Genomic DNA, 22,179 nt, shown 5'->3' with positions numbered 1-22,179 from the left:
ACATTGATATCGCAAGAATAAAAATAACAAGGATAAAAATAGCGATACCTATTTAACCGATAAGCCGTTAATAGATATGATGCTTGCCTATATTAGGCAGCTACAAGAGATTTTCAACCAGCACAGACTGGCGATGATAAAAATACGTTATAAAACAGCGCCTACTAAAAATAAAAATCCCATGCTATCACTGATAACATGGGATTTTTTAGACTAAATTTTTACTAATTACTCAATAGCAAATTAGTTTTTGTCTTTATCGATGATTTTGTTGCCACCGATCCAAGGCATCATACCACGTAGCTTAGCGCCCGTGATTTCGATTTGATGCTCTGCATTGTTACGACGACGAGCCGTCATTGATGGGTAGTTGGTTGCGCCTTCACTGATGAACATTTTTGCATATTCGCCAGATTGAATGCGTTTTAGCGCATTACGCATGGCTTCACGTGATTGCTCATTGATCACTTCAGGACCAGTCACATATTCGCCATATTCAGCGTTGTTACTGATTGAGTAGTTCATGTCAGCGATACCGCCTTCATACATCAAGTCGACAATAAGCTTGAGCTCATGTAAGCACTCAAAATAAGCCATTTCTGGTGCATAGCCAGCTTCAGTTAAGGTCTCAAAGCCCATTTTTACTAGCTCTACTGCGCCACCACAAAGAACCGCTTGCTCACCAAATAGGTCCGTTTCAGTTTCATCTTTAAAGGTCGTTTCAATAATACCTGAACGTCCACCACCAACACCAGCAGCATAAGATAGTGCTAATTGCTTGGCTTGACCTGACGCATCTTGATAGATAGCGATAAGATCTGGGATACCACCGCCTTTGGCGAATTCTGAACGTACTGTATGACCAGGTGCTTTTGGTGCAACCATAATCACATCAAGATCGCCACGTGGCTCTACTTGATTATAATGAATGGCAAAACCATGGGCAAAGGCAAGAGTAGCGCCTTCTTTGATGTTAGGTTCAATCTCGTTTTGATAGAGCGCTTTTTGGAACTCATCAGGCGTCAAAATCATAACAACGTCAGCAGCTTTTACCGCATCGGCAACTTCAGCAACTTTCAAGCCAGCGTTTTCCGCTTTTTTCCATGAGCCAGAGTTGGCACGTAAACCAACGGTCACATCGACGTTTGAATCTTGTAGGTTCAGCGCGTGCGCATGACCTTGTGAGCCATAACCAATGATGGCAACTTTTTTACCTTGGATGATTGATAAATCACAATCTTTATCATAATAAACGTTCATATACAGAGTCCTTTTCCTAAATCATGGCGTACCATGGATAAATAAACACTTAAATTATAGTCACCTTATCGACGTGATTGGTGAGATAAGCGCTATGTTGATGTTGAATAAATAAGTTTAAAATACTACCTTTTAATAATCATAAACGCTGATTATAGACTTAACGTTTTGTCACCACGAGCAATACCAATGACGCCAGAACGTACAACTTCCATGATACGTTCTCGACCAATGACATCAATAAAACCATCAAGCTTAGCTTTATCACCGACGATCTGAATCGTATATAAATTGGCATTGACGTCAACGATTTGAGCACGAAAGATATCTGCACTGCGTTTGATTTCTTCACGTACACCGCCCGTCGCACGTACTTTGATTAGCATCAATTCGCGTTCGACGTGTACGGTATCTGAGAGATTAAGCACTTTAACCACTTCAATCAATTTATGCAATTGTTTGGTGATTTGTTCTATTTTTTCAGGTGACGTAAAGGTAGTGACCGTCAAACGTGAAATACTTGGGTCATCAGTTGGCGCAACGTTTAGGGTTTCGATGTTGTAGCCACGTTGAGAGAATAAACCAACCACTCGCGACAACGAACCCGCTTCGTTTTCCATCAATACCGAAATCAGATGTTGTTGTTGCATTAGGTACGCTCCCCTTTTGTTAACCACATATCACGCATCGTCTGCCCAGCGATCTGCATCGGATACACATGCTCATTACGATCGACACAAACGTCAATAAATACCAACCTGTCTTTTATTGCCATGGCTTCAGCCAATTGTGCTTCCATAGTCGCAGGATCGGTAATCTTGATACCGACGTGACCATAGCTTTCCGCCAGTTTTACAAAGTCTGGTAAAGAATTCATGTAAGAGTGTGCATGACGACCTTCATACAGCATATCTTGCCACTGTTTCACCATACCCAACTGTGCATTATTTAAGTTTAGGATTTTAACTGGCAAATTATACTGCAAGCAGGTTGATAGCTCTTGGATATTCATCTGAATAGAGCCTTCACCGGTAATACAGACCACATCACGATCAGGATTAGCAAGTTTCGCCGCCATTGCATACGGCAAGCCAACGCCCATAGTACCAAGCCCACCTGAGTTCAGCCATTGACGCGGCTCATTATAAGTATAATAAAGCGCCGCAAACATCTGATGTTGACCCACGTCACTCGTGATAATCGCGTTACTATTAGTCACTTTATCTAAGGCTTGAACGACTGCTTGTGGCTTAATCCCATGCTCAGTGCTGGTGTCATAGCGCAGACCATGACGCTTACGCCACTCATTAATCTGTGACCACCAATCCAATAGCGCCTGTTGATCTAGCTTTTTATCTTCACCAATAATATCTATTATATCAGTAAGCACTGACTTGACATCACCAACGATAGGAATATGAGCAAAGATCGTTTTTGAAATAGACGTCGGGTCGATATCAATATGAATAATCGTCGCATTTGGACAGAATTTTTTGACATTATTGGTCACACGGTCATCAAAACGTGCACCAACTGCCAATATAACGTCAGAATGGTGCATGGTCATATTGGCTTCATAAGTGCCATGCATACCAAGCATACCCAAGAACTGCTCATCCGAGCCAGGAAAGGCACCCAAGCCCATTAAAGTATTAGTGACGGGTAGGTTTAAACGATGGGCAAGCGCCGTTAACTCTTTATAGGCATTACCCAAAACCACACCACCACCGGAGTAAACAATCGGGCGTTTGGCAGCAAGTAGGGTTTCAACCGCCTTTTTGATTTGACCACTATGGCCTTTTAATGATGGCTGATATGAGCGAATAAATACCTCTTTTGGATATTCATAAGCAAATTTTTCGCTAGGCGCAGTCATGTCTTTTGGCACATCGATGACAACAGGACCCGGACGTCCAGACTGTGCGATATAAAAGGCTTTTTTGACAATCATTGGAATTTCGCTGGCATGGCGAACTTGAAAACTGTGCTTCACGATAGGGCGCGATACGCCAATCATATCAGTTTCTTGGAACGCATCTTCACCAATCAGACTACTAGGTACCTGACCTGCGATGATCACCATCGGTACAGAGTCCATAAAGGCGGTTGCGATAGCCGTCACGGTATTGGTTGCCCCAGGACCTGAAGTTGCTAGCACCACACCCGTATTGCCAGTTACTCGTGAATAAGCATCTGCCATGTGACCTGCAGCTTGTTCATGACGTACCAGAATATGCTCAACATTGTCTTGTTGAAATAAGGCGTCATAGATATGAAGGACCGCACCGCCTGGATAACCAAAAATGTATTTGACGCCCTCATCCGTTAGTGCTTGCACCAACATCTCAGCACCAGATAGCATTACAGGCTCATTGCTTCCTTCGGCGAGGCGTTGCTGCTTTTCAGGGAAATTCTTGGCAGCATGACCCGTTTGGGTATGTCCAGTCATATTCGGACTTTGCGTGGTTTGCGTCACTGTCGTCACCTTTTTTTGTGGCAAGAATATGTGCCAGCTACGTCTAAGTTACACTGTGTTATAGAACAGCATATTACTCAAAAATAGCAATATATTTAAGGTCAGCTTTGCGACAGGATTTTATCGATATACAGGGACGAGATGCGAGTGCATCTATAAAAGAAGCTTATTATTTGTAGTGCATACAAGGTTGCGCTAATGACAAATAGACAGATACAGAATGATAGAACAAATCTCAAGGCTTATATTTTATCGCTTATATCATGCTATATGAGTACGAAATCTTATAACCTGTTTGATGAGGAGATGTTAAAACACACATGACACTCTATTTTTACAACAGCAAAATCTTACGAGACACAGTAATAATAAGTTTATCTTAGTCATTGTAGACAGATAAGTCCGGAGACAATAATATAGATTTGAATAGCATTGTTACAAGCGCTATTTATTTTATATCATTGTCACAAAGATAATAAGGCTAAGCAAGCTACCGATAAGCAACCCGTAGTCCTTATTTTCAAGTGCCACGGCAATATCATAAAAGCCGCTCACTGACCAATCAACTGCTATTATATTCGATGGTTTGTGAGCTATTGTCAAGAAAAACTTCTAAACCCTATCCCCAACTATTGGTTATTAAACAATGTACATTCATAAGTATTATTTGCTAGAATCAAGCCATTATGTATTTATATTGTTATCGATCCTATTAACCTTTATGCTTAACTGAACGATAGCTGTATTTTTTACCCATTAAGAGGGCTGTTACTATGGCACAAGCGTCTACGATAAGCACTGCTGCCAAACTACTTATCAGTGTCAGCACTGCGTGTATGTTCATGCTACCAATGAGCGCCACTCATGCCATTCAGGTATACAAATCTATTGGCGCACATGGTGAAGTCAAGTACAGCCAATATGCGCCGCAAAATGGTAGGAATATCAAAGTTATCGAGTTTCGTAGTGATGGTAGACAGAGCAATGCTGGACAGCTGGCAGGTAAAACCCAAGCCGATCAAAGTGCGCCGCAAAGCGCAGAAGAACAGCGCGTTGCCCAATTAGAAGCACGCATCAAAGAGCAAGAAGCCCAAGCGAATGCCCAGCGTTGTCAATCATTACGCAATAATTTAACCAATCTAAATGTGGGCGGACGTATTTATGAGATGGATGCCAATGGCAAACGTCAATATCTAGATGGTCGTGAGATTGAGCTTAAGCGTGAACGGGTTCAACAAGCCATTACCCAGTATTGTAGCTAATCTTCAATTTGATGTTTAAACACGTTTAGCTAAGGTAAAATTAAATCGTTAAAGACTGTCTGTTATGAGATGCATCACATGACAGATAGCTGCTGACATATCTTGAGCTTGTAGACCTCGCTGCCCCACTAATAATAAATTATCATTGTTACTATCCGTCCGGTTGACCAAAACATCGCCTGCTAATCCATGAATAATGACTGCTTGGTGCAGGGTGCGTAGTTCATGTTTTAAATCTTCCTGTGCCAATAGTCCAGCAATTACGCCTGCAAGTACATCACCCATACCAGCGGTCGCCATGCCAGCATTGCCCACACCGCACACATAAACATGCGCTTGCGCTGATTGCTGCTCCAGAATTAACGACCCTGCCCCTTTTAGCACCCAGTCACCGCCATAAATTGCTGCACATTCTGTTATTGCAGCCAATCTATCATTTTCTATCTCAGCTACTGTTTTATTTAATAACCTAGCAGCTTCCCCACTATGCGGCGTCAAACACACCTGATAAGTCTTGCTATGTGTCTTCAGCTCGGCTATCAGCATATGGTTTTCCCGATGCAATGAAGCCAAATGATAAAGACCATCGGCATCAATAATTATGGGCTTACCTGCTGCTATCGCAGCCTGCAGATATTCAATGAATAGCAATTTTGCTTTATTGTCACGACCTAGCCCCATGCCAATAGCAATCACACTGGCTTCTTTAATCAGGCACTTGACTCCTTTGCTATCATGCAAATCCATGCTCATTGCATCTGGGAGTGAGGTTAATAATGCTCCATGGAATGCCTTGTGACAGGCAACTGTGATTTTACCAGTGCCTGCTGCCATCGCGCTCGATGCCGATAATATGGCAGCGCCGCCCATGCCTTGTGAGCCATCGATACGGTTACCACCGATGATTAATACATGCCCATAGCTGCCTTTATAACTGTTTTGACAACGAGGCTTTAATCGATAAGGCGAATTAATAAAGGTAGCGATAGGAATAAGTGCGTTATCATTTGCTAGATGAGGTATCAGCGGTATATCAATCACGGCGCCGCTATAATCAAGCCCGTCTTTGGTATGTAGACCAAATTTACGTGCGATCAGACATAAGGTCACATCTGCAGCTATCGCAACACGCTCAAATACCTGACCAGTAGAGGCAACCAAGCCACTTGGGACATCAACCGCGATGACCAATGCTTTAGTATGCTTTGCTGCTTCGTTGAAAGTACAAATTGCTTGCTGATACAGATTACTTGGTGCACGATTGAATCCGATACCAAATATCGCATCGATATAAACATCTGCCAGCAGCGCTGTGCTGCGTGTATCACAAACATTATCATCGCTGGTTTTAAAAGGTAGATATTTACAACCAGCAGATAGTGCCAGCTGTAACGCCTTTGCTGCGTCAGTAATTGGATTTCTATTATCTTTATCAGAACTTTCTATATTATCTCTTATAACAAAATCTTGTTTCTCAAATCCCACTGCTATGACTTGTACTTGCCAGCCCCTTTGCTGTAAATAATAGGCGATAAGCCAGCCATCACCGCCATTATTACCTTTTCCGACCCAAATACTGGCACGGCGCAGACTAGTATTAGAACGAGATACTATCCCCTGCTCGGATACCTGCTTACTTAGACATTTTTTTTCATAAAGTATCTCAATATGCTGTGCCATTTGCCAAGCCGCTTGTTGCATTAGAGCAAAGCTACTATTGCCTTGTGCAAACCATGCTTGTTCTATCGCATAAAGCTGCTCACTACTGTATAGCGCAACAGACATGGTAGATTTTCTTGAAAATTCATTTGACGTTGGCATGGCTGACCCTCGGTTCTTCTTATAAGGTTTGGGTGACTTTTTAAATAACTCGACTATATATCAAAGTGAATATACTTATCTAAACATGGTTTTATTCACATTGATACTTGCGCTCTTCGCTCACTGGCTTATCATATCCCCATTCACATTATCATTGATCGTCAGATATGAGCAATAAATCTCAAACAAACTCTCAAGCACAGCCGCCATCACCCCCTACTAGCATCTCTGCTAAGAAGATTGCTGTCAAGCAGTCGCCCATATTTGTTACCACCGCGGAGGTTAAGCAATGGATTAAAGAGACAGCCCAATCTTTAGGGTTTGCAGATTGTGGCTTTTTATCGGTACATCACCCTTTGTTTGTTAAGCAGACTGAACAGTTAAAGCTGTGGTTAGCAAAAGGCTATGAAGCACAATTACAGTTTATGCACAGCAATCATCATCTTCGTGCGCACCCTGAGCAACTGGTAGAAGGCGCAAAAACCATTATCAGTGTACGTATGGACTATCTGACTCAAACCCCAACACCACGTACTGTGACTGACAATGATTATCCTAATCAAGGTATCATTGCGCGTTATGCTCGAGGGCGCGACTATCATAAAATCATGCGTAGTCGCCTAAAGCAGCTGGCATTAAAGATTGAGACGATGCTTCCTGAGTGGCGCCATCTAGATATTGGCGCTGACACAGATTTTATTTTTAGACCTTTTAGCGACTCAGCTCCTATCTTTGAGCGACCGATTGCTGATGCTGCGGGTCTTGGCTGGACTGGCAAGCATACATTACTGATAAACAAACAAGCTGGCTCGTTCTTTGTACTCGGAGAGCTTTTTATGAGCCTTGAACTACCTGACGATGAGCCAATTAAAGAGCATTGTGGTAGTTGCAGTGCCTGTATTGATATTTGCCCCACTCAAGCCATTGTCGCCCCTTATGAGCTGAATGCCTCAGCCTGCATCTCTTACCTTACGATTGAACATGACGGTGTTATTGATAAAAAATACCGCCGCGCTATTGGCAATCGTATCTTTGGTTGTGATGATTGTCAGCTGATTTGCCCATGGAACCGTTACGCCAATCTGACGCCTGTAGAGGATTTTGCACCAAGGCATCGCCTTGATAGCAGCAGTCTGCTGGAGTTGTGGCAATGGCAAGAAGCAGAGTTTATGAAAAAGACCGAAGGTAGCCCGCTTAGACGCACGGGTTATGTAAATTTTTTACGTAATATCGCCATTGGTCTTGGCAATGCCACTGCTAGTCAAGAAATCATTGAAGCATTACATGCACAACTGGAACGTCATAATGACATGCTTGATGAGCATATAAATTGGGCAATCGCCGAACAGCATGATAAATTGGATATTGTATCTATTAACCAATAGCGGTCTGATTTGATATTTCTAAATAAAAAAAACACCCCTTAAAAGAGGTGTTTTTCGTAAGTCATATCTTAATTACATAGTATGTTAATACTTGAACGATATGGCTACTTGGGAATACGCAATACTTGACCCGGATAAATCTTGTCTGGATCAGATAACATCGGCTTATTGGCCTCAAATATCTTCATATAATCGCCAGTTGAACCATAAGCATCTTTTGCAATTTTAGATAAGCTATCACCAGATTTTACAGTGTACATCGTTGACTCAGGTGATTGCTCTTCAATATCGATATTATCAATGACTTTGGCCACGTTTTGTACATTACCGATTGCAATAATGGCTTTTTCGCGATCAGCTTGAGTCTTAGCTTTACCGCTAATCTCTGCAGTATCAGTTGACCCATTATATTTAACTTTCAAATCGCTGATAGTTAGATTTTGCTGCTGAATACGACGAAGTAAAATATTGGCTACTGATTGCGCTGAAGGCTCAGTACTCTGTACTGGTGTCTTGGCATCTGCTTTGGTTTCTACTTTAGCATCATGCTTGGCGTCATCACGATTAAAAATCTTATCACCAATGTCCTTTGCAAAACTGAACATACCCATGTAACTGCTCCTTAAAATATTATTAGTTATTATTGTTCGGATAGTAACTTATATCGGTTACCACCTTTTTTTGCTTACCATGATGAGTATAAGCAAAGGTATGAACGATGAATAGTAAGAGTATGTTGAGTAATGTTGATTTGGCGTAGCCAATGTTAACGTAATTGTTAATAAAGAAGAGATTTATGCTCGAAATAAATATAAAGAGAAATAATAAACATAAAAAAACCACTTATCAATTAAGATAAGCGGTCATATCGAACCTGTTGAGCAAGTCGCTAATTATAGCTGTGCTTGTACGTAATCGATTGCTTTTTGAACAGTCGTTAATTCCGCTGAATCTTCATCAGGAATCGTGATGCCAAAATCGCTTTCAAATGACATAACCAACTCAACTAAATCCAGTGAATCAGCGCCTAAGTCTTCCATAAATGAAGCTTCGTTGTTGATGTCTTCAATATTCATACCTAGTTGCTCAGCTACGGCAGCTTTAACTCTTTGCTCGGTATCATTACTCATGTAGTTTTCTCCTTTTTGATCTATTATTTTGACAAACTACCATAGTTGCGTTTTTAGCTACTACAGCATTGTATATAAATGGGATTTTCAGATCCATATGGCCATCTGAGTGTACTATAACAAGTTATACATTCTGTACTAATATCTAGTAAAGCCTTGCTATCATACAGGGCTTTGACTTAAAAGTATTCGACATTATAGCACCCTTTATTATAGTTTACACTCGTTCACACAGTTTTTTATTATAAGTATGTAACGCTTGGTATTCGGCACTAAGTGATATCACACCTAGGTACAATCCGACAGCAAACTGCTACATATACATGCCGCCATTGACTGGCAGAACGGCACCTGTGATATAACTGGCTTCGTCACTGGCTAAAAACAGTACAGCAGCAGCGATATCTTCTGGCTGACCAAGACGGCTGATAGGTACAGCATCTAACATCGAGTTCAATAAACGCTCATCAAGCTCATCAGTCATGTCTGTTTCAATCAAACCTGGCGCAACACAGTTAATGGTTACTTGACGTGAGCCAATTTCGCGCGCGAGCGTACGGCTAAAACCCTCTACGCCAGCTTTAGTCGCCGCATAGTTAGATTGACCGGCATTGCCCATTTGAGCAACCACAGAGGTAATATTGATAATACGACCACGGCGGGCTTTCATCATACCGCGGATAGCACGTTTGCTCATACGATACACAGAAGTTAGATTGGTATCTATCACATTGTCCCAATCCTCATCTTTCATACGCATTAATAAGCCATCTTGAGTAATACCAGCATTGTTTACCAATACTTGAACAGCACCATAAACGCTTTCTATCTCTTCAAAAAGCTTGTCAATCTGTGCAGTATCGCGTACATCTAAAACACGACCAATACCGCCACTATCATTTAGATAGTCATCAATCTGTGCAGCACCTTTTTCGGTGGTCGCTGTTCCAATGACGAAATGTCCTTCTTTAGCAAAGCGTTTGGCCACAGCTTTGCCAATACCGCGGCTTGCGCCTGTGACTAATGTGATCGTACGGCTCATGATAATACCTCCAGCAATTTATCTAGACGAGCGGGCTTGTCAGTCGGATAGCTTATAATGGGATGCGCTTGACGCTTCGCCAAATTACTCAAGACGTTACCACTACCACACTCAATTAAAATATTAATTTGTTTATCTGCCAGCTCTTGCATGGTTTTTGACCATAGTACTGGCTGACTTAATTGTTCGGTTAATGCCTCTTTGATACCTGCCGCACTGGTTTCAACACGTGCATGACGGTTTTGAATCACAGGAATCGTTGCTTGATCAAACTTAATGGCGGCAAGCTCTGCTGCCAATGCGATACTAGCCGGCTCCATCAAAGCGCAATGTGACGGCACACTTACCTTTAATGGAATGGCTCTTTTGCCAGTATTTTGTACTTTATCAATGACTGCATTAACGCCTGCAGCATTACCAGAAACCACCACTTGCCCTGGGCTATTAAAGTTTGCAGCGCCAACAATCGCATCATCTACATGCTCGGTTGCTTGCTCACACAAATTTTCGACTCGGTGATCCTCCAAACCCAGTACTGCTGCCATCGCCGTATCAATACCTACTACAGCGTCTTGCATCAATTGACCACGCTTATGTACCAGTTTCACGGCATCAGCAAGTGACAGCACGTTAGCTGCGCAAAGGGCGCTATATTCGCCAAGAGAATGACCAGCTAGATAACAAGGCTTATCTTTTATTTTTTGTTGTAAAATGCGCCAAATAGCGATACTAGCGGTCAATAACGCAGGCTGTGTATATTGCGTTTGATTAAGTTTTTCTTCATCTTGAGAGATTGCCCACAAATCTTCGCCTAGTGCCGCACTTGCTTCAGTAAAGGTTTCAAGAATTTCAGGATAGGCATCAGCAAGCTCGCTTGTCATACCGACTATTTGTGAACCTTGCCCAGGAAACAGTATTGCAATACGCGTTGGTTGTTTTTTTATCATATCGGGTACAGAGCCCATAACCAATATTCCTTATTTGATTGGAAACACCCCTAGCGTGAATGGGGCTAATCGTAGAGTTAAAGACTATAATAGGATATTAATTTTATAGAGCAATTACTATCACTAGTCCTTTAAGACAGCATACTCTTATGAAACTATACACTGACATCGGTAATTAACAAAGCTGCTAAAAAGTTAATTATTTGTCTCGCTTCGATAAATCCTTTGATGTGACTTATACTAGATCGCTAAAATAGCTAATTCTTCATAACCGATGTGTTAAAACGGCCGTCAACAGCTAATAGTCAATAAACAGTACTAAAAACTATTACTGAAAAACTCATAGCAAAAAGCCAAGTTATCTAGCCACATAATATATGATAGCGAAATAACTTGGCTTTCATTAGCTCAAACCAATTGCTGAATAATAGCGTGATAAAGAATATCGACAGTCATAAAAACCACCATCATCTTTAACAGTCATTAAATAACAATAAATTAAGCGTCTTGACTTACTTTAAACAACTGACGACCACGATAAAAACCATCTTTGGTCATATGATGACGACGATGTTTTTCACCAGTAGTAGCATCAACGCTTATTTCAGCGATTTCCATACGATGATGTGAACGGCGCATGTCACGACGTGAACGACTTTTACGACTTTTTTGAACGGCCATGATATAGCTCCTATACTTAAAAGGGATAAGCTTGAAATTCAGCTTTAATCGACACTGACAGAGGCTATATAATCACAACAACCTAAGTCTTACGCATCATTAGTTAAATAGATTGCCACGTATTAAAGTGTTGATTACGTCTAAAATCTATAGTTAGTCTGCAAGGTTAGCGTCTCTCTGCCAGTAGCAGATTGCTAGAATGCAATAAACGGGACATTATACGCATGTTTAAAGGATTAATAAAGCCCTGCTTTTCACTCTTCTGCACAAAGCTGGCAAAAATATCATAGAACATAGTTTCTATAAACATACTTTCTATAAATGCCGTCTATAGTATTATAAACTACCTTTCAAAGAGGCTAAAGCAGCAAAAGGATTTTCTGTTTCCTCTTCTTCAGGTATTTCACCGAACTGGTCAACGCTCATCTCACAATCGTCATGCTTTGGCGCCATTGGCGTTTTGAGTAAAATCTCATCTTCTACTAATTTTTTAAAGGGCAATAATCGTTCTGGCGATTGCTCAATGACAATTTCGTCTAGCAATAAATAATCTTGCTCTTCATTAACTAGGCGTATTTGGCTTTCATTATCAAGAAGCGCAATATCATACTCATCACCCAAATCAATAGCAATCGGTTGCAGACAGCGCTGGCAAGTTAGCCAAACTTCACCAGTCAATGTGAAAGCCAAATGCAGTACATTGTTACGACGATACAGAGTGGTATTTAGCACAATATTTGATTGTTCATGCTCACTAGCTAAAAGAGTCGCAAGACGCTCAAAAGAGCTGGGAGCTTCTTCACCTGCCCATTCAAAGCCAGTGTCTTCCCACTTATTTAAAGAGATGTTATCAGGCATGCTGATGGGCTTAGGCACTTGTACTTTACTAGTATGAAGGGCTGACGGCTTTTTATCTTGGGTGCTTGACATACGCGGCCTCATTGATCAAAAACGGTGTATAATATTGCCTGCCATACTAACGGAAAGCGTCCTGTTGCGCTAGCGCTAGTATGTTAATATTTTTTGGCAGTTTCCTTATCATTGTTTACCTAGAGAGATAGGACATCCTGCTCTATCATCCTTTACTTGATTAAAGTTTTATTTATGATATCGCCTACCGTTTCTCCTGATTTTTCCAATTTATTATCTACTATTGATGCCAAAAATTTATTACACCGTTTGAATGAATTACAAAGTCAGAAAACAAATCCTACTGAACACAGTATCGATCCTGAGGCAGATGCCTCATTGAAAAAACTGTCATTACAATGGCAATATTTGGCTAACCGACAATCTACTCAAATCTCTAAAGAATTTACTCAATATGATTTAACTGAGCTTATTTTCCCTGCTAAACCTTTAGCTGAAGATAGTGAACAAGCAATAACGGACTGGTTAATATCATTATTTGATTATTTATTTAGCAGCAAAAACGTTGTATTGGTACGCGGTATGGGCGAACCAGAATACTTCCCAGCAGAAGACAATCGACCTGCAAGAATTGAGTTTGCTCATGGGTTTTTTGCCAGTGCATTGCACGAGTGCAGCCATTTTTGTATGGCAGGTCCGCAACGTAGACGACTCCCTGACTTTGGCTATTGGTATGCAGCCGACGGGCGTACGGCGGCTCAGCAGCAGGCATTTGAACGTGTTGAGGTTAAGCCACAAGCTATAGAATGTTTGTTTACGTTAGCTTGTGGACGACCTTTTCAAGTATCACAAGACAATCTATTTGCAGATTTTGATACCAGTGGCAGTACATTTGCTAAAGATGTTTATCAACAAGTTCAAACATATATTACTAAACCAGATACCCTACCCTCTGATGCTAAAACCTTGCTACAAGCTTTACTCACTATCTGCGCCTTATCTTAACTAAAGCCTACAATATAAGATTTTTATTATTGTCATTAAAAATCATTATACGATTGGCTATTATTAACGATTTTATACTCACGTTAACGCCTTGCCCATAAACTTATATTTATTTTACGCTATACTGCTAGATAACGTCGTACTTTAAGCGCTAGCAAAGCAATCTTACACAAATTTTATCATCACCATCTGCTCAATAACCAAACTCTAATAATTATAAAAGAAGGAATTATTATGCAAGTATTTTATATTCATCCAGAAAATCCACAGCCACGGCTGATTGATCAAGTAGCGGATTTACTACGTAAAGATCAATTGATTATTTATCCGACTGATACCAGTTACGCTTTCGGCTGTCGCTTGGGCGCAAAAGATGCCTTGGAAAAACTAAAACAAATACGCGCACTTGATGATAAACATCAATTTACCCTACTTTGCCGTGATCTAAGTGAGATTGCGAATTATGCTGCAGTAGACAATGTCCAATTTAAACAGCTCAAAGCGCATACACCAGCACCAATTACCTTTATTTTAAACGCGACTAAAGATGTCCCTAAGAAGCTGGCACATGCGAAGAAAAAAACCATTGGTATTCGTGTTCCAAGTAATGCTATCGCTCAAGCTTTATTAGAAGCGATGGATGAGCCTATTTTAACCAGCTCGTTGATACTGCCAAATCGTGATGATATATTAGACGACCCTTTCGAGATCGAAGAATTATTAGGCAATCAGATAGATGGGCTGATTAATGCTGGCATTAAAACCACCAAACTTACGACCATCGTCGATATGACTAGTAGCCAGCCAGAAATCATTCGGCAAGGTGCTGCTGATGTAAGCTCATTGCTATAGATATTGACATACCGTAAGTGTTTAAATAGGCACTCCCCTAACACTCATATAAAAATCTAAACGAAAAAAAGCTCCAATTGAATTGGAGCTTTTTTATGTACATATTTTGGTTATAATAAAATTAGTCGCGATCAACCAATTCTACATAAGCCATAGGCGCATTGTCACCATCACGGTAACCACATTTTACGATACGTAAATAACCACCTGGACGAGCTTGGTAACGAGGACCAAGAGTACCAAATAATTTGCCTACCATAGCTTTGCTACGCATACGGCTAAATGCCAAGCGACGGTTAGCTACGCTGTCTTCTTTAGCCATAGTGATCAATGGCTCAGCAACGCGACGTAACTCTTTTGCTTTTGGTAAAGTTGTTTTGATCAGTTCATGCTCAAATAATGAGTTGGTCATGTTCTGAAACATTGCCTTACGATGACTGCCGGTACGACCCAGCTTGACTCCACTCTTACGATGGCGCATAGTCAAAAATCCTTAAAGTTTAACGGCTACGATAAGAAAAGCGATCATCAACACGTAAATCAGCTGGTGGCCAGTTATCTAGGCGCATACCAAGCTCCAAATCTTTAGACGCTAGTACGTCTTTGATTTCTGTCAATGATTTCTTACCAAGATTTGGGGTTTTTAGAAGTTCAGTCTCTGAACGCTGTACCAAATCACCGATATAGTAAATGTTTTCAGCTTTTAAGCAGTTGGCTGAGCGAACCGTTAGTTCAAGATCGTCCACAGGGCGTAATAGCACCGGATCAACCTCTTCTTTTTCTTTCACAGGCTCAGGCGCTTCTTCAGCTTCTAGGTCAACAAAGATAGAAATCTGTTGTTGTAATATAGTGGCTGCTTTACGAATTGCTTCTTCTGGATCTATAGTGCCATTTGTTTCAAGCTCAATGATAAGACGATCAAGATCGGTACGTTGTTCTACACGTGCGTTCTCAACCTGATAAGCAACACGAAGCACAGGACTAAAACTTGCATCAAGCTTCAAGCGTCCAATCGCTTTAGTATCACCATCTTCACGGCGCTGGTTTGCTGGCTCATATCCACGACCCATTACTACGCGCAAACGCATCTTTAGATGACCACGGTCACTCAATGTACCCAATACCAATTCTGGATTGATGATGTCTACATTGTGCGGTAACGTGATGTCTGCAGCAGTAATAGTGCCTGGACCTTGTTTATCCAAGGTCAAAAATACTTCATTTTGGTCATGAAGGGTGATTGCTAAGCCTTTTAAGTTCAAAAGCAAATCAAGCACGTCTTCTTGTAGTCCTTCAAGCGTTGAGTATTCATGGTCAACACCATCAATCTCAGCTTCAATGACTGCAGCACCAGGTAATGAAGATAACAAGATGCGACGTAAGGCATTACCCAAGGTATGCCCAAAGCCGCGTTCTAACGGTTCGAGCGTGACTTTCGCAATCGTTTCATTAACCGTATCCACGTTGATGGCGTTCGGCGTTAGAAACTCAGTTGCATTTAGCATCATGATGTCACCTCGATTTATTAAACTGGTTTAATTAACGTTAATTGCTCAATGCCGTGTGAACAGCATCGAGCAGTACGTTACTTACTTAGAGTATAGCTCAACGATTAAGCTTTCGTTGATTTCAGCAGGTAGATCAATACGATCAGGCGCTTTTTTGAACGTGCCCTGTAGCTTACTGTGATCAACATCTAGCCATTCTGGGATACCACGTTGGGTAGCCAGCTCAATTGCGTTTTTAATACGTAATTGCTCGCGAGACTTCTCTTGGATAGCGATGACATCACCATCTTGCAACTGAATTGATGGAATATTCACACGAATAAACTCATCACGGCCAGCTTTTTTCACCATAACAGTACGATGGCTAACTAACTGACGTGCTTCAGCGCGCGTAGAGCCAAAGCCCATACGATATACTACGTTATCAAGACGGCTCTCAAGCATTGCTAACAAGTTTTCACCTGTAGCACCACGTTTACGAGCAGCTTCTTTGTAGTAATTTGCAAACTGACGCTCTAATACACCGTAGATACGCTTAACTTTTTGTTTTTCACGTAACTGTAGAGAGTATTCTGAGCTTTTGTTACGGCTAACACCATGTTGACCTGGTGGACGAGCCGATTTTTTCGTTTTTACGTCGTATGGTTTAACACCAGACTTAAGACCTAAGTCAGTGCCTTCACGACGTGATAATTTGAGTTTTGGTCCAATATAACGGGCCATTGTTATGTCTCCTATAAGCTTCTATTATAAAAAGCTTCGTCTTTAATATTAGACGCGGCGCTTTTTCGGCGCACGGCAACCATTGTGTGGGATTGGGGTTACATCAGAGATGCTGTTGACTTTATAACCCAATGCACCTAGTGCTCTTACCGCAGACTCACGACCCGGTCCTGGTCCTTTGACCAAAACATCGATGTTCTTAACACCATATTCTTGAGCCGCTTTACCAGCGACTTCAGCTGCAACCTGAGCTGCAAATGGTGTAGATTTACGTGAACCACGGAAGCCTTGTCCACCTGAAGTGGCCCAAGCCAATGCATTACCTTGACGATCGGTAATCGTAACAATGGTGTTATTAAAAGACGCATGGATATGGGCAATGCCCTCCGATACTGAACGACGAGCCACCTTTTTGCGACTGCGAGTGTCTTTTGCCATCTTTTAGCTTCCTAAGTTAATTATCTTTTGAGAGGGCGTGTCGGACCCTTACGAGTACGAGCGTTGTTCTTGGTGTTTTGACCTCTAACTGGCAAGTTACGACGATGGCGGATGCCACGGTAACAACCAAGATCAACCAAGCGCTTGATATTCATTGACACTTCACGACGAAGATCACCTTCAGTCATGTATTCTGCAACTTGTGCACGGATAGCATCTAACTGTGTATCATCTAACTGACTGACTTTAGTACTAGGGGCAATGCCAACTGCTTCTAAGATTTTCTGAGCAGTGGTACGACCTACACCAAAGATGTAAGTTAGTGAAATAACAGCATGCTTATTATCCGGAATGTTTACGCCGGCAATACGAGCCATTGATTTCTCTCCATTAAAGAAAAATACCCTTATTCATTAAAATAAGGTGTTATTTTTCAGATTTGTTGCTGTCAATACTAAAGCTTTTATAATTATTATCGCTGCTTCGAGTTGGTAAACCAATCTATTCATTGATCGTTTCATAAAAGATTTTGCATAAACTACGGCAAGTGGCGGATGATATCGCATCCGCCGTCATTTTTCAAGTATTAATTTAATAAGCAAGCCAATCACTTAAGACTGACTTGCTTAAACTATTAACCTTGGCGTTGCTTGTGGCGAGGTTCTGCGGTACAAATTACATGTACACGGCCTTTACGGCGCACAACTTTACAGCTACCACAAATCTTTTTAACTGATGCTTGAACTTTCATAGCATACTCCTTTGAGATATCGTACCGCTCATTTAAGGTTGAGTGGGCGATTGAATTAACGTCTGATCATGATATTGATGGGTCATCAAATGCGCTTGGATTTGCGAGATGAAGTCCATCACCACAACCACCATAATCAGTAACGACGTACCACCAAGTTGAAACGGCACACCAAATGATGACTGAACGACCATTGGCATTAAACAAATAACCGTCATATACATCGCGCCAATAAAGGTCAATCGGTTTAATACATGATCAAGGTAACGCTGAGTTTGTTGTCCTGGGCGAATACCTGGGATATACGCACCACTACGTTTAAGGTTTTCAGCAACTTCGCGCGGACTAAAGACCAATGCCGTGTAGAAGTAACAGAAAAAGATAATCATTGCGCCAAATAGAACGAGATACAGCGGCTGTCCTGGGGACAACACCAATGCCATATTTTGCAATATCTTTTGCGTAAAAGTCGGATCAGGCGATTGACCAACCCACTGCCCCAAACTTGCAGGAAACAATAATAAAGAACTGGCAAAAATAGCAGGAATAACCCCTGCCATATTTAGCTTAAGCGGCAAATGTGACTGCTGCTGAGCGTAAATTTTGCGACCTTGCTGTTGTTTCTGTGCATAATTGACAGGCACACGGCGCTGAGCACGTTCAATATAAACGATACCCGCAGTAACCGCGATACCTAACAGTGCAAAGATAAAGAGGACGATCAAGTTCATCTGACCTTGGTTGACCTGTTCAATAGACTGCGAAATCATACCTGGCGTACCAGCCACAATACTCGCAAAAATGAGCATTGAGATACCATTACCTACGCCGCGCTCTGTAATCTGCTCACCAAGCCACATTAAGAACATAGCACCAGCTACCAATGAAGTAACCGCTGGAATATAAAAAGTCAGACCAGAAGATAAAGTAAGATTTTGGCTGATTAAGCCAGCACACATTCCTAATGACTGTACTAAAGCTAATGCAAGTGTCCCTTGACGGGTATACTTGTTTAGCTTACGTCGTCCCGCTTCACCCTCTTTCTTGAGGGCTTCTAGCGATGGCACTACCGCAGACATCATCTGTACAATAATCGATGCTGAGATATATGGCATAATACCAAGTGCCATAATGGACATACGCTCTAGTGCACCACCTGAGAACATATTAAACATGCTCAGGATGGTATTTTCGTTGCGCGAAAACAGATCAGCCAAATTAACCGGATTGATACCCGGTACCGGAATATGCGACCCAAAACGATAAACAATCAATGCGCCGATTAAGAATAACAAACGCGTCCATAGCTCATCATACTTACGTATAAAGGCAAAAGGATTCAGCGGTATACCAGTCGATGACATTGATTGCTTTGACACGTTACTACTCCTCGATGCTACCACCAGCAGCTTCGATTGCTAGCTTAGCGCCTTTAGTCACTTTGATACCTTTAAAAGTATAAGCTTTAGTGACTTCACCCGACAACATAACGCGCGCACGCTTCATGTCACGACGGATAAGGTTAGCAGCTTTCAAAGTTTCAATACTAACGACATCGCCTTCAATTTGGCTCAGTTCAGACAGACGAACTTCAGCAGTCGTCATAGCCATTTTACTGGTAAAACCAAATTTTGGTAGACGACGATATAAAGGCATTTGACCACCTTCAAATCCTGAGCGTATGCTAGAACCTGAACGAGATTTCTGACCTTTTACACCACGACCACCAGTTTTACCAAGGCCTGAACCGATACCACGACCACGACGTTGGGCAGTTTTCTTTGCGCCAACACCTGGTGATAATTCATTTAATCTAAGACCCATTACGCTTCCTCCACTTTTACCAAGTAGTTAACGCGATTGACCATACCACGAGTTGAAGGAGTGTCTTCTACTACAACAGAATGATTAATACGGCGTAAACCCAATCCTTTCAAGCATGCTTTGTGGCTCTTGAGGCGATGGGCACCCGATTTGAATTGAGTGACTTTCATTTTTTTCATCGTAACTCACCTAGTCTAAGTTAACCCAAGATTTCGTCTACAGATTTACCACGTTTTGCTGCCATCTTTTCTGGAGTTGACATATCACGTAAACCGTTAAACGTTGCACGAACAACGTTAGCAGTGTTGGTAGAACCATAACATTTAGTCAAAACATCTTTGACACCAGCAACTTCTAATACAGCACGCATTGCGCCACCAGCGATTACGCCAGTACCTTCAGATGCAGGTTGCATATAGACTTTACTAGCACCATGACGTGCTTTGATCGGATGATACAAAGTTGCATCATTTAGCTCAACAGTAATCATATTACGTTTAGCAGCTTCTAGTGCTTTTTGAATAGCAGCTGGCACTTCACGCGCTTTACCGCGACCAAAACCAACACGGCCATTGCCATCACCCACTACGGTCAACGCAGTGAAAGAGAAAATACGACCACCTTTAACAACTTTTGCAACGCGATCAACGGTAACTAAGCGTTCTACTAGACCGTCAGTCTGTTCATTTTTATCATTTTTATCATTTTTATCATTTCTAGCCATGATTAAAACTCCAATCCGTTTTCGCGAGCAGCTTCAGCTAAAGCTTTTACTCGACCATGATATTTAAAACCACTACGGTCAAAGGCAACTTTAGTAATGCCAGCTGCTTTTGCGCGTTCTGCGATCATTTGGCCTACAGACGTCGCTGCATCAGCGTTACCAGTCGCGCCTGAACGCAAGCTGCTGTCTAAGGTAGATGCCTGAGCAATCACTTCACCACCGTTCGGAGAGATAATCTGGGCATAGATGTGTCTTGGCGTACGATTAACCGTTAGACGATGAACGCCCAAAAAACGGATATGTGCGCGGGTTTTCTTAGCTCGACGTAGACGAGCTGCTTTTTTATCAAACATTTCAACTCACCTTATTTTTTCTTGGCTTCTTTGCGAATCACATGCTCGTCACTATAACGAATACCTTTACCTTTGTAAGGCTCAGGTGGGCGGAAACCGCGGATATCGGCTGCTGCCTGTCCAAGCTGCTGCTTATCGTTTGATTTTAAAACGATTTCAGTTTGCGTTGGGGTTTCAGCTGATACACCTTCAGGTAACGTATATTCTACTGGATGTGAGTAACCAACATTTAGGGTTACTTTATTACCAGCAGCTTGAGCACGATAACCAACACCAATCAACTGAAGACGTTTTTCAAAGCCTTCGTTAACGCCTATTACTAAATTATTTAATAAAGAGCGCATGGTGCCAGTATGCATCATCGCTTCTTTTGAATCGACTGTAGGTGAGAAAATGATTGCATCATCTTCCTGTTTCAGCTCGACCAATTCATGCAGGCGTAAAGACATATTGCCGTTCTTGCCTTTAACTTCGACCTGCCGATCGTTCAAAGTAACGCTTACGCCGTTTGGCAGCGTCACTGGGGCTTTAGCCACACGAGACATAGGAATATTCCTTAGAAAATTAACTTGCTTTTATTAGCGAAAAAACTAACAGGCTAAAAAGCGTGTTAGTTTAGCATAGTTGACCGCGTTAGACACCTAACAATGTTAAATAATTTATCACTACCACATTGATAGAAGCCTAACAGCGTCAAATAGACTTTATCGTCGTGTAGCTTACGCTACAAATGCGACGACTTCACCACCGATACCAGCAGCGCGTGCAGCACGATCAGTCATGATGCCTTGGCTGGTTGATACGATAGCAACACCCATACCTTGCTTAACAGTAGGGATATCGTCTTTACCGCGGTGCTGGCGTAAACCAGGGCGACTAAAACGTTGAATCGTTTCGATGACAGCTTTGCCTTCAAAGTATTTTAATACGATGGTTAAAGTTGCTTTGTTGTTGTTCTCTTCAGTAACAACAGCGCTAGCAACATAACCTTCGTTAACCAACAAATCAGCGATTGATTTGCGTAGCTTAGAGTTCGGCATTGCTACCGATACTTTATTAGCCATTTGTGCGTTACGAATACGGGTTAGCATATCCCCAACGGTATCTTGCATACTCATATAGTTACC

27 protein-coding genes are annotated in these 22,179 nt (G+C 41.7%); 4 read left to right on the top strand and 23 right to left on the bottom strand.

The features are described 5' to 3' along the window. Positions 1-243: 243 nt before the first annotated feature. The 3 genes from ilvC to AC0J5Y_RS02805 form a co-directional block, all read right to left on the bottom strand. Positions 244-1,260 (bottom strand): ketol-acid reductoisomerase, encoded by a 1,017-nt coding sequence (ilvC, locus tag AC0J5Y_RS02815; protein ID WP_475131423.1) that lies wholly within the window; start codon positions 1,258-1,260, stop codon positions 244-246. Between the two features lie 152 nt (positions 1,261-1,412). Beyond that, entirely contained in the window at positions 1,413-1,910 is a 498-nt protein-coding gene (gene ilvN / locus AC0J5Y_RS02810; RefSeq protein WP_475131422.1) for an acetolactate synthase small subunit, read from the bottom strand. Next, complete coding sequence (locus tag AC0J5Y_RS02805; protein WP_475132062.1) at positions 1,910-3,622, bottom strand: acetolactate synthase 3 large subunit; 1,713 nt, start codon at positions 3,620-3,622, stop codon at positions 1,910-1,912. The genes ilvN and AC0J5Y_RS02805 overlap by 1 nt, the downstream gene beginning before the upstream one ends. Positions 3,623-4,509: 887 nt before the next feature. On the opposite strand from AC0J5Y_RS02805, the gene AC0J5Y_RS02800 reads away from it, so the two are divergent. Then, on the top strand, positions 4,510-4,998 hold the full coding sequence (locus AC0J5Y_RS02800) for a DUF4124 domain-containing protein (protein ID WP_475131421.1): 489 nt from the start codon (positions 4,510-4,512) through the stop codon (positions 4,996-4,998). Between the two features lie 48 nt (positions 4,999-5,046). On the opposite strand, the gene AC0J5Y_RS02795 is transcribed toward AC0J5Y_RS02800, so the two are convergent. Next, positions 5,047-6,819, bottom strand: a complete 1,773-nt coding sequence (locus AC0J5Y_RS02795; protein WP_475131420.1) for an NAD(P)H-hydrate dehydratase — start codon at positions 6,817-6,819, stop codon at positions 5,047-5,049. 167 nt (positions 6,820-6,986) lie between these two features. On the opposite strand from AC0J5Y_RS02795, the gene queG reads away from it, so the two are divergent. Further along, positions 6,987-8,204, top strand: coding sequence for a tRNA epoxyqueuosine(34) reductase QueG (gene queG / locus AC0J5Y_RS02790; protein ID WP_475131419.1), 1,218 nt, complete (start codon positions 6,987-6,989; stop codon positions 8,202-8,204). Between the two features lie 104 nt (positions 8,205-8,308). On the opposite strand, the gene lysM is transcribed toward queG, so the two are convergent. The 6 genes from lysM to AC0J5Y_RS02760 all read right to left on the bottom strand — a co-directional run bounded on the left by lysM (position 8,309) and on the right by AC0J5Y_RS02760 (position 12,934). Next, positions 8,309-8,815, bottom strand: coding sequence for a peptidoglycan-binding protein LysM (lysM, locus tag AC0J5Y_RS02785; RefSeq protein ID WP_475131418.1), 507 nt, complete (start codon positions 8,813-8,815; stop codon positions 8,309-8,311). Positions 8,816-9,097: 282 nt separating this feature from the next. After that, entirely contained in the window at positions 9,098-9,334 is a 237-nt protein-coding gene (gene acpP / locus AC0J5Y_RS02780) for an acyl carrier protein (protein ID WP_062533650.1), read from the bottom strand. 313 nt (positions 9,335-9,647) lie between these two features. Further along, complete coding sequence (fabG, locus tag AC0J5Y_RS02775) at positions 9,648-10,382, bottom strand: 3-oxoacyl-ACP reductase FabG (protein ID WP_226939375.1); 735 nt, start codon at positions 10,380-10,382, stop codon at positions 9,648-9,650. Beyond that, the gene (fabD, locus tag AC0J5Y_RS02770) at positions 10,373-11,341 is read right to left on the bottom strand and encodes an ACP S-malonyltransferase (RefSeq protein WP_475131417.1); all 969 of its coding nucleotides are present in this window, start codon (positions 11,339-11,341) and stop codon (positions 10,373-10,375) included. The genes fabG and fabD overlap by 10 nt, the downstream gene beginning before the upstream one ends. A 480-nt stretch (positions 11,342-11,821) precedes the next feature. Next, positions 11,822-12,004 carry a 50S ribosomal protein L32 gene (gene rpmF / locus AC0J5Y_RS02765; protein ID WP_011512869.1) on the bottom strand — a complete coding sequence of 61 codons (183 nt, stop codon included), beginning with the start codon at positions 12,002-12,004 and terminating at the stop codon, positions 11,822-11,824. A gap of 336 nt (positions 12,005-12,340) precedes the next feature. Then, positions 12,341-12,934 carry a YceD family protein gene (locus AC0J5Y_RS02760; RefSeq protein ID WP_475131416.1) on the bottom strand — a complete coding sequence of 198 codons (594 nt, stop codon included), beginning with the start codon at positions 12,932-12,934 and terminating at the stop codon, positions 12,341-12,343. 174 nt (positions 12,935-13,108) lie between these two features. Between AC0J5Y_RS02760 and AC0J5Y_RS02755 the strand changes: the two genes are divergently transcribed. Further along, the gene (locus AC0J5Y_RS02755) at positions 13,109-13,879 is read left to right on the top strand and encodes an elongation factor P hydroxylase (protein ID WP_475131415.1); all 771 of its coding nucleotides are present in this window, start codon (positions 13,109-13,111) and stop codon (positions 13,877-13,879) included. 234 nt (positions 13,880-14,113) lie between these two features. After that, positions 14,114-14,731 (top strand): L-threonylcarbamoyladenylate synthase, encoded by a 618-nt coding sequence (locus AC0J5Y_RS02750; protein ID WP_475131414.1) that lies wholly within the window; start codon positions 14,114-14,116, stop codon positions 14,729-14,731. Between the two features lie 121 nt (positions 14,732-14,852). On the opposite strand, the gene rplQ is transcribed toward AC0J5Y_RS02750, so the two are convergent. The 13 genes from rplQ to rpsH all read right to left on the bottom strand — a co-directional run bounded on the left by rplQ (position 14,853) and on the right by rpsH (position 22,170). Further along, positions 14,853-15,212: a 50S ribosomal protein L17 gene (rplQ, locus tag AC0J5Y_RS02745; protein ID WP_011279809.1), complete on the bottom strand. Its 360-nt coding sequence runs from the start codon at positions 15,210-15,212 to the stop codon at positions 14,853-14,855. A 19-nt stretch (positions 15,213-15,231) separates the two neighbouring features. Further along, positions 15,232-16,239, bottom strand: coding sequence for a DNA-directed RNA polymerase subunit alpha (locus tag AC0J5Y_RS02740; RefSeq protein ID WP_011279808.1), 1,008 nt, complete (start codon positions 16,237-16,239; stop codon positions 15,232-15,234). Between the two features lie 81 nt (positions 16,240-16,320). Beyond that, on the bottom strand, positions 16,321-16,962 hold the full coding sequence (gene rpsD, locus AC0J5Y_RS02735; protein WP_011512865.1) for a 30S ribosomal protein S4: 642 nt from the start codon (positions 16,960-16,962) through the stop codon (positions 16,321-16,323). 48 nt (positions 16,963-17,010) lie between these two features. Further along, on the bottom strand, positions 17,011-17,400 hold the full coding sequence (gene rpsK, locus AC0J5Y_RS02730) for a 30S ribosomal protein S11 (protein WP_010196728.1): 390 nt from the start codon (positions 17,398-17,400) through the stop codon (positions 17,011-17,013). Positions 17,401-17,420: 20 nt separating this feature from the next. Beyond that, on the bottom strand, positions 17,421-17,777 hold the full coding sequence (rpsM, locus tag AC0J5Y_RS02725; RefSeq protein WP_011512864.1) for a 30S ribosomal protein S13: 357 nt from the start codon (positions 17,775-17,777) through the stop codon (positions 17,421-17,423). Between the two features lie 257 nt (positions 17,778-18,034). After that, positions 18,035-18,151 carry a 50S ribosomal protein L36 gene (gene rpmJ, locus AC0J5Y_RS02720; protein ID WP_011279805.1) on the bottom strand — a complete coding sequence of 39 codons (117 nt, stop codon included), beginning with the start codon at positions 18,149-18,151 and terminating at the stop codon, positions 18,035-18,037. A 32-nt stretch (positions 18,152-18,183) separates the two neighbouring features. Further along, positions 18,184-19,515 carry a preprotein translocase subunit SecY gene (gene secY, locus AC0J5Y_RS02715; RefSeq protein ID WP_475132061.1) on the bottom strand — a complete coding sequence of 444 codons (1,332 nt, stop codon included), beginning with the start codon at positions 19,513-19,515 and terminating at the stop codon, positions 18,184-18,186. A 19-nt stretch (positions 19,516-19,534) separates the two neighbouring features. Next, positions 19,535-19,975: a 50S ribosomal protein L15 gene (gene rplO / locus AC0J5Y_RS02710; protein ID WP_475131413.1), complete on the bottom strand. Its 441-nt coding sequence runs from the start codon at positions 19,973-19,975 to the stop codon at positions 19,535-19,537. Next, positions 19,975-20,154 carry a 50S ribosomal protein L30 gene (gene rpmD, locus AC0J5Y_RS02705; protein ID WP_011512861.1) on the bottom strand — a complete coding sequence of 60 codons (180 nt, stop codon included), beginning with the start codon at positions 20,152-20,154 and terminating at the stop codon, positions 19,975-19,977. Before rpmD ends, rplO begins: the two co-directional genes overlap by 1 nt. Positions 20,155-20,174: 20 nt before the next feature. After that, positions 20,175-20,699, bottom strand: coding sequence for a 30S ribosomal protein S5 (gene rpsE / locus AC0J5Y_RS02700; protein WP_238049160.1), 525 nt, complete (start codon positions 20,697-20,699; stop codon positions 20,175-20,177). A gap of 2 nt (positions 20,700-20,701) precedes the next feature. Next, positions 20,702-21,052, bottom strand: a complete 351-nt coding sequence (rplR, locus tag AC0J5Y_RS02695) for a 50S ribosomal protein L18 (RefSeq protein WP_011279801.1) — start codon at positions 21,050-21,052, stop codon at positions 20,702-20,704. A gap of 11 nt (positions 21,053-21,063) precedes the next feature. Then, on the bottom strand, positions 21,064-21,597 hold the full coding sequence (gene rplF / locus AC0J5Y_RS02690) for a 50S ribosomal protein L6 (RefSeq protein ID WP_011512860.1): 534 nt from the start codon (positions 21,595-21,597) through the stop codon (positions 21,064-21,066). Between the two features lie 174 nt (positions 21,598-21,771). Continuing rightward, positions 21,772-22,170 (bottom strand): 30S ribosomal protein S8, encoded by a 399-nt coding sequence (gene rpsH / locus AC0J5Y_RS02685; protein ID WP_475131412.1) that lies wholly within the window; start codon positions 22,168-22,170, stop codon positions 21,772-21,774. Between the last annotated feature and the right edge of the window lie 9 nt (positions 22,171-22,179).

It is taken from the genome of Psychrobacter sp. TS_SC_6 (assembly GCF_056156305.1).
The sequence above is the reverse complement of the archived record's forward strand: the minus strand, read 5'-3'. Positions and strand labels throughout refer to the sequence as shown.